We start from the raw sequence: 9,307 nt of genomic DNA, 5'->3' as shown, positions 1-9,307 counted from the left end.
ATTTTAGAATTATATTTGAACTGTAAACGAATTTTAGTATTAATATAAAAAGTGTAAACTTTTTTTAGGACGTGACAGTCAGTCAGACTGCAATCAGTTCTGAAGAGTATGGCGAAAAAACCCGAAAATCGGGCGGAAATTCCTCAGGGAATTCACCTGGCGAATTAGACAAATAGCGTTTATCAGGCGTTTATCTTCAACGAAAATCATTCAGGCCGGTTCAAAAGACCGGCTTTACTATTTGCTTTCATCGGTTTGCACCGTTTCTTATAAAGGGGCGAAATATGTATGCTTTATCCTGCTCTTATTCATTAAATAAGGGTTAATCAAGTCGGAAAGATTTAAGACAGTGCGGAAGATTTGGGAAAGTCGGGGAAAGAGCCCTTAAAGCGGTATGTTTGTAGCGGTGAGCATACGAAACGAAGCGGAGGAGGAAGCGTCAGCCGAAATTTTTTTTAAGCATGTTTGGTTTTCAGGCTGGATCAAAAAAAAACTTCCTGAAGGAAGTTTTTTGAGGTTAAACGGAAAGGTAGTAACGGCGGACTAATGAGTGGCGCAATTCTTTAAGAGCTGCTGCCTGTTTTTCAATTTTTTGCTCCAGTTCCCATGTGGCTTTGATTTTATTGACCATTTCGGGGGTTTTGCGGGACTTTTCAAAGGCAGGTTGGATGAAATTCCGCATCAGGGTTTTCAAGTCGCAGAGGCGAAGCATTTCGATGACCGAGCCGCAAAGGTGCGGGTGGAAAAAGCCATGCTTCCAAAAGGCGTAAAATGTCCAATAGTAGGTTTCGAGTTCTTCCGTATTGGTAACGTAAATGATGTGGCAGTTCGGGCAGGGTTGGAGCATTGGTTTTCCTGCGTTTCTTCCTCTTGAAAGGATGTAAAGAGCCGTTTTCGGGGCTGGACTGTGCACTGAGTACGTGCGAACTTTGTGTGTAAGCATAATTTTGGTTTAAAAAATTTTGCTCCGCTGAAAATTTTTCAAAAGAAAAAAAAGAAAAAAAGAAAGTGCTCTGACCGTGTGGAAGGAAAATGCGATGCAATATTTTTTCAGAAAAATTTTGGGGCTAAATTTTAGCGCCACAAAACTTTTTCTGAAAAACCGTTTACGGCGTGATATTGTCAGCGCATTTTCCTGACAACAGAACTTTACTTTCTTTTTTTTTATTTTTTCTTGGTGCCTGATCTTCGATTGAGGTGCAATCAAAGCGGTGGGAAGAAATGGAAAAGACAGCGGTATGGCGACAGGAATACTTGGACTGACGACATACTGCTGTGCGCTGTGACGGAAGTGTATAGACGGCAGAGAAAAACGGTTCTTCAGAATCTGTAAAGTGAATGACGGCTATATACTGGAGGAACTTGGAAAAGCGATGGCAAAACGGGGAAACAGAATCGCAGGAAAATGGTGGGGTTCTACAGGCTCACCCACCGAAAATCTTTATTTGGATAACTGCCTGAAAAAGCGGCTGTAAAGACAGTGGTATGGAGGGCGGAAAGAAAATGCTTTGCTTAGGAATTTTCAGCACGCGCCACAAACACACTACAAACCTTTGCCTATGAAACTCAAGTGTTTTTGGTGTATGCTGAGAATATTGGAATGGATGAAGCAATTTTCTTCCGCCTGTAATACTACTGTGCGCGGTGACGGAAGCGACTGTATTGCCACTAAACTTTTCCGCTGAAAAAAAGCAATACAGTGGCTGAAGGAACTGGATAAATCCCGAAACTCTCTGCACCATTTTACTGCATCCTTGAAAGGGTGGAGGGGATATTGTAGGTTGTGAATTAGGGAACTGACCGTGTAAATTATAACTGCACTGGCGGCTGGAGGGAGTTGGAGCAAAAGGGCTGTGCCCGTTGCAAGGAAAGCATTTTACATAATCTCAAATTATAGGCACATATGATGCTGGTTTGCACGTAAGGGAGCCTGCGGACTGGAGGGCAACGTTGTAGCGGTTGGCAAGTGCGTATAATTTCGATTATGTAACTTGCTGTGGCAGAGCAGACAAAAAAAACTACACTTCTCTTCCCAACAAGAAATTTTCAATAAAATCCCATCGTTGATCTGAAGTCATGTCGCTTTCAAAGAACCTTTTCATCAAATCTACACCAGTATAATGACGATTATGCACGTCATTAACTAACTGATTTTCGTAATTTGAAAAAGCCTCAGTTCGCAGCCTGAACGGATCATTAATCCTCACAAACATCCTTGGATTCTCGCCGCCGGTAACTTGGTATTGACCTAATTCTAAAATATCTAGCAACTGTCCAATTTTGACGTACAATTTTTTTTCTGCAGACGAAGATGAAACAAACATATGTGCTGTTTTTCTACCATTTGAGAATAAAGCATTAATCGTTCTTCGCATATTTGTACGTAAAACACCAAGTGCCGCATCCACCAAACGGTATTTATTTTCTAGTTCGCCAGTCATTCTCCTACTTTGCAGAAAATTTGAGTTTGCCCTAACATCATTTGCCAAAAGATTTGCATAATCCTCTTGTTGACTAAAAATTGGTAAGAGAAGGTCAGACATTCTTTTTGCTGTCTCCACATTCATACCTTCATTTATTAGCTGTAGTGCAAATTGACCTTTTGAAAAAAAAGTACCTTGTAAGGATATTAGAGCAAACTCAATTTTTTCAAAAGAACTATTTATTGTTCGTAAAGTATCCAATACATCATTTTCTATTTCTAATGTTATTCTTAGTTTCGGCATCACTTGTAGTCCTTCAAATAAACTTTCATTGTAGAATTCTCTTTTAACGATGCCAAATGATTTATCACGAAAATATTCTTCCCAAATTTTGTCTAACTCAATTTTAATGATAATTCTATCTAAGTGTTCTATTCTAGGATAACGAATCTGTGATATATTAAGACTTCCATATCTACGTAGAAACTCTACATAATCTTGATTGCTAATACTTGCGAAAACAGTTGAAAACATATTTTTAGGTCTTGCAATTATAACTGGAATCCTGCTAAATTTCCTGTTTAAATCTTTTTCCAATAACAATAAAGCTTTTTTTACTTCATTTTGAATCTGTTCGGGAGAAGTATTACCAAAAACATGAGAAAAATCTTCAGCATTTAATAGGTGGTTTTGCTGTCCAGTGTCATTATATAATCTTACCAGCCTTCTCATTACTTCTTTTAACTGCCAATTATGCATCCTGCCCAACCCATGAAGTTGATTTATAAATTGAAAATCTCTTGTGCTATAATCTACCGCAGCAGTTCCAACAACATTTTCTTTCCGAGCTGCTCTTCCAATCTCCTGTATATAATCAGTCAAAAGTCCTGTAGGTGCTAAATGATATACACATGAAACATCATCAATGTCAACACCCATACCGAAAGCTTTAGTCGCCGCCATTGTTACAATTTGTTCATCTCGAAAGTGTTCATAAGACTCTTTTTGATCTGCAACATCCATGTTACCACTATAGGAATAAACATTTAGATTTTCATTTCTTGCCTGAATACTTATTGCGTTAACTTGTGTTGTGAAAGGACAATATATTATTGTCTTTTTTGCTGAATTCTCAAACTCTCTTATTCTATCAACTGTCATATTGATTTTTTGTGTTTGCAAGTTTCCGTCAATATTAACATGATTGATAGCAAAAATTATATCATGCCTTTTTGCATAACCTATATATTTTATTGGGGCATTCATTTGAAGACTACTCATCGTTTCAAAGGCAACATCATGAATACTCCCATATGGTGCGGTCGCAGTAACTGCAACTACTGGGAACTTCATCTTTTCTCCTTCTATGTTCAAGGCATATTTGCGTACTCTGTTTATGTGATATCCCAAATACCAATAATCAATTCTGAAATCTCTTCCCCACGTGGAAACAGTATGAGCTTCATCTACAATATACAGTCCCAACCTTCTTCCGTTTAGAAAATACGATATATCATATGAAAGTAAAAGTTCAGGTGCCATATATAAGATATCAATCTCTCCGTTGCTAATATCATTAATTATATCTTCACGCTGAATAACAGTAATATCCGAATTAATATAAGCAACTTTTTTATACCCCTTAATTTCCTTCAACTGTTTGACTTGATCAACCATCAATGCTTTTAACGGAGAAACAACTATGCTTAAAGCATCATATTTTTGGCCAATGTACATTGCTGGCATCTGAAAGAGAAGCGATTTACCTGCACCAGTAGGTGCAGTAAGAAAAATATCACGAACGGTTCTTTCATTATTTAAACCATTTTCAAATTGCTGAATAATATTTTCAACAACATCTCCTTGGCTAATTTCAATTATTTCTTTTGATATATCTGGATCAACATACACTTTTAATTGATTAAACTTTGCTTCAACACCTGGCCTTTTCCAATATTCCCCTAATAAATCAATTAACTCAGGACGTGTAGTTTTTTGTAAATTATGTTGAAGTTTTACAACATTAAAACTAATATCACAATTAACTAAAAATGAACTCAATTTCTGAAACTCTATACGAGAAGACTCATCCTGTATAGTTTCATTATCAATTACTATTCTAAGATTCTGGATTTGGTTACTAATCGCTAAATCAACTAATTGCAAATAATTTCTATCTTCATAATTGTAAACAAAATCTGAATCTAAAAGATTATTTTCATTTAAAATTTCAATTCCTTCAAAATTAAAAATGTCATATTGAAACACTTTTTCAACACTTGTTTTCTTTTGTAATTCTGAATCAAGTTCGATATATTGGACAAAACAGGTATCCTCTACAATTACGGAGTTTGCTATTATTCTCTTGTAAATCATAATATCAAAGGATTCACCAGCCTCTGAAAGATCCTCAATATCTAAATAAAAATGTGTGAAATTACTTTTTTGATAGGAAAAAACAGAAAAATCCAGAATTGTGAAAGAACTCTCAACTAAGTCATCATCTTTTAAAATATTTGACAGATAAAGAAAAACATCATACGACATAAAAACTGGTTTTTCAAATCCACCAACTAAAGTCTTCTTAAAGTTTTTGCGCGTTTCTTTATCAAAAAGCTGCAATTCATCAATTTTTTTATTTATAATGATGGCTTTTTCAAAAAAGTTTTGAAGTAATTCTTGAGAAATCAATTCAAGAGAAATGCCCTTGATCACGATGATTGAATTTTTTTGCGAGACACTTTTTAGGTAGTTCGAAATGTGCGAATCAACAAAGTTAGTTTTCATTGTAAAATTTATTTTTCAAATTTATGCTAAAGTTTTTTCCAGTTTGTCTTTCCATTTTTGCCAATCTGGGAACATACGGGACTGCAGATCATAGAAATCACGGGTGTGATTGTGATGTACCAAATGACAAAGTTCGTGTACCATCACATATTCAATACAGGCTTTCGGTGCTTTAATCATTTCCGGATTAAGAGTTATTTTTCCGTTCCTTGTGCAACTTCCCCAACGCTTTTCCATCCACCTTACTACAATTTCCGGTTTGATTATTTCATATTTACTTAATAACGGCAGTTTATTTTCTAAGACGATGTCAAATAAAGATATGGCTTTCTCACGATACCAGTTTTTTACTATTTTTTCAACAGTTTCTGAACTCGTTTTCGGGGTGTACACCATCATTTTTCCACGATAAAGTTTTACAGCAACTACATCTGCTTTTTCAATTTTTAAGAGATATTGCCTTCCAAGGTATAAGTGTGTTTCACCATTTTTATAGATTCTTGCTGGAATGCCTGGCTGAAAACTTTCATATTTTTTCTGCTGTTTCAGTATCCATTTTGCCTTTGATTTGACTTTTTCAACAACTTCTTCTTTTTTCGTTTCCAAAGGAGCAATAACTTTTACTGACGCATCAGGATACACCTTTATACCCAAAGTTTTTCTATCAGCAAACTCCAGATTAAAGTTTATTTCAATTTTACCATAATCCACCGTCATCACCTGCATTTCCTTTATTTGTATCTGTTTTTAGCGATTTTGATTACTTCTTCTATGATTTCATCCATCTTATCAAAAGAAATTGAAAGATCGTACCTTTGTTGGGATTCGAAAAGAAAATCATCCAATTTGATTTTTAATTCATTCTCCAGTTCGGTATTGGTCTGCCAGTCTACGATTAGTGCATCATCCTCGTATATAACTTCTTTAATTTCTGCTTCAAGTTCTACTGCCAAATCTGCTTCAACATCCTTATGATTTTCCAAATTTTCAAAAACTTCTTTAGCAACCACATCCAACACATTATAATACGCGGTTGCTACAGGCTTATGTTCCAGAACCTCAGGAATTCCTAACTGTTTGCCGGTTAAAAACTGATTTTCATAGTCTTTTACTTTATTCAGATATTCTGCTTCGTCAATACGGTGCTGACGGTAATCTTCAATTGCTTCTCTTATTAGTTCAGACAATTTTTTGTAAAAAACAGAATCATCATTCATCTTCACGTTTATTGCACTAATTGTTCTCGACGCTATATGGTCTGCTTTCGCAGCCTTTCCTATAATTTTTTCTACTTCCGATTCACGCTCCTCTTTATCAAAAATATTTACTAGCTCTGTGATTTTCAATACATCGCCTTCCGTTGTTATATGCTTGTCAATAAGTTTCTGCACCTGTGGTTCGTATTCTCTATAGTCGATATCATCATAATATCTTCTGGTAACATCTACTCTTAATCTCAAGAAGAAATGAGCGTCTTTTTTGTAACGGTCTATCAGTTTTTCATTAGATACATCGTTGAATTCCACTGTGGACATCGCCATTTTGAACAAACGAACAAAGAAGGACAACTTTTCATAAAAACTGTGGCGAATGCTTTCATCACCCAATAATGTAGAATAGGCTTCTACATCGTATTTGTTTTTAATGGTCTTAAATAAATCCCATAGGTCTGAATGTGCCTGAGGAAGTTTTGCAATTTCTTTCTGAATATTAATCAGTGTCCCCTCCAGTTCTTCTTCATCAAACCCTTCCAAACCACTGTAGGTATTTAAAGCACTGTCCAGGTTTTCAAGATTGCCAAAATAATCAATGATATAGCCATAATCTTTACCGGGAGCCACACGATTTACTCTTGCAATTGCCTGTAATAGAGTGTGCTCTTTTAGACCTCTGGTTAGATACAGAACCTGAGCCACTGGTGCATCAAAACCTGTCAACAATTTATCCACTACAATAATGATTTCCGGAGTTTCTTTCTTTTTAAATGAATTAATTATGGCTTTTTCATATTTCTGAGATGTTCCATATTTATCCATCATAGATTTGTAGAACTTTTTCACCACCTCTTCCTTTTCCTCGTAGGCGTCATCATTTCCTTCTCGTGTATCATCAGGAGAAATCAAAACTTCGCAGGAAACTTTTCCTATTTCCTTTAAGTATTCTCGGTATCTTATTGCGCTGGTCTTATTGGGTGCAACCAACATTCCTTTAAAACCTGTATTCTGAAAATTAGAAACAAAATGGTCCGAAATATCCCAGGCACGAGCATAAATTACCTGATCAGCCTTATTCAACTGGCTTGTGGTGCTGTATTTCTTTTTCAATTTTGCCTTACCATAAGGCGTTAAAGGTTCGGAAACTTTATCAAAAAAAGTGTCCAGTGGTTTTTCGTTGACTTCGATCAGATTATGACGGCCTTCGTACAGAATCGGAACAACCGCCTTATCTTCCACCGCATCCATTATGGTGTATGGATCGCCGATAATTCCTCCAAATTTACTTGCAGTGCTTTTCTCCTTTTTCATTAAAGGTGTCCCGGTAAAGGCAATAAAGCAGGCATTCGGAAATGTCTTTTGCATTTTTACATTGAAAGTTCCATACTGACTTCTGTGACCTTCGTCTATCAGTACGAAAATTTCAGAAGATGGAAATCCCTCCTTCTGCTGGCGAACTGCCGCTTCAAACTTGTTGATAATCGTCGTAATGACCGCATCAGAAGGATCTTTTAATAATTCTACCAAATGTTTTCCTGTTTGAGCATTTTCCACCGGAACCTGGCATTTTTGGAATGTTTTGGTAATCTGATCATCCAAATCAATACGGTCTGTAACCAAAATAATCTTGTGATTTTTTACTGATTTTAAAGACGCTATCAACTGTGCCAACATTACCATTGTCAGTGATTTTCCGCTTCCTTGAGTGTGCCATATTACACCGCCCGTTCTTTTTCCGGAAGCGTCCTGTACACTGATTTTTTTCAAAGTTTCTTTAATAGCGAAAAATTGTTGATAGCGGCTGATTTTCTTAATACCGTCATCATACACAATGAAATTAAAAATAAGGTCTAAAAGACGGTTTTTCTGACATAAACTGAACAATAACTTGTCCTGTTCCGTTACCAAAATATCTTCCTGCTCTAGGTTGTTAAAGTGTTGCAGAACGCTGAAATATCTTTGTTTAAAAATTTGTGTTCTTTCGTCTTCAGGAATTGGACTGTTCTTAAGTAACTTCAAAGCATCAGCATAAGCCACACCCTGATCTTTTGTTCGGAAAATTTCTTTCCAGACATTCCAGAATTCTTTGGAACTTCCTGTAGTTGCGTAACTTGCTTCGTTTACCGCCAATGACATCAGCACATTGGAATAAAGGTATAAATCGCGAATACCGTCTTCCTGCTGATTGCGCATATGCTGGGAAACTGCCTCTTCCAAAGGTTTTTTAATTGCCGGTGATTTACATTCAATCACCACCATTGGAATACCATTCACAAACAGGACAATATCCGGACGGTAATGGTCATTTCTGCCGGAACGCAACACGGAATATTCTTCGGTAATGTGGTAGGCATTATTTTCGGGGTTCTTCCAGTCAATATACTTAAAGGAAAAGCTTTTTTTGTCGCCCAAAACATTTTGCTCCAAACTTTTCCCTAATGTGATTAAATCATAAAATGCTTCATTGGCACTGATATATCCATCCTGAATAGGCAAATCCCTTAATTCGTTTATGGCTAAAGATATATTGGCATCTGAAAATTCAAAAGTCTTTTCCTTATACTCAATACTGTTGATTTTTTGCAACTGATCACGCAGAATAGGTTCCAGCAATACATTGCCGGTTCTTTCGCCACGCAAAACCATTGCTTCATCCGGCGAAATGTAAGTATATCCCATTTTCATCAGCAACTGCAAAGCGGGAATCTGGCTAATATGATCTTCAATGTATGACGGTGTGGACATCTTTATTATTTTATCTATTTACTATTTTGTCGTTTAACAATTGCTCTAAGAGAAGTCTAACAAAACTCTAGCACATTTCAATTAATATATTTATAATTTAACAGAGCAATAATCCCTTATAAAACAACACGTTACATT

At 36.2% G+C, this 9,307-nt stretch carries 4 protein-coding genes; all 4 read right to left on the bottom strand.

The window, feature by feature from the left end; all coding sequences use genetic code 11:
• Nucleotides 1–517: 517 nt before the first annotated feature.
• The gene (locus tag QO190_RS11945; RefSeq protein WP_371463274.1) at nucleotides 518–943 is read right to left on the bottom strand and encodes a hypothetical protein; all 426 of its coding nucleotides are present in this window, start codon (nucleotides 941–943) and stop codon (nucleotides 518–520) included.
• Nucleotides 944–2,018: 1,075 nt separating this feature from the next.
• Nucleotides 2,019–5,210, bottom strand: a complete 3,192-nt coding sequence (locus QO190_RS11940) for a helicase-related protein (protein ID WP_371463272.1) — start codon at nucleotides 5,208–5,210, stop codon at nucleotides 2,019–2,021.
• Nucleotides 5,211–5,231: 21 nt separating this feature from the next.
• Nucleotides 5,232–5,936: a M48 family metallopeptidase gene (locus QO190_RS11935; RefSeq protein ID WP_371463271.1), complete on the bottom strand. Its 705-nt coding sequence runs from the start codon at nucleotides 5,934–5,936 to the stop codon at nucleotides 5,232–5,234.
• A gap of 5 nt (nucleotides 5,937–5,941) precedes the next feature.
• Nucleotides 5,942–9,169: a type I restriction endonuclease subunit R gene (locus QO190_RS11930; RefSeq protein ID WP_371463269.1), complete on the bottom strand. Its 3,228-nt coding sequence runs from the start codon at nucleotides 9,167–9,169 to the stop codon at nucleotides 5,942–5,944.
• Nucleotides 9,170–9,307: the final 138 nt, after the last annotated feature.

The sequence above is a fragment of the Cloacibacterium sp. Arc13 genome (assembly GCF_041431305.1).
GTDB lineage: Bacteria > Bacteroidota > Bacteroidia > Flavobacteriales > Weeksellaceae > Cloacibacterium > Cloacibacterium caeni_B.
This window is presented reverse-complemented; position numbering and strand designations above follow the sequence as displayed.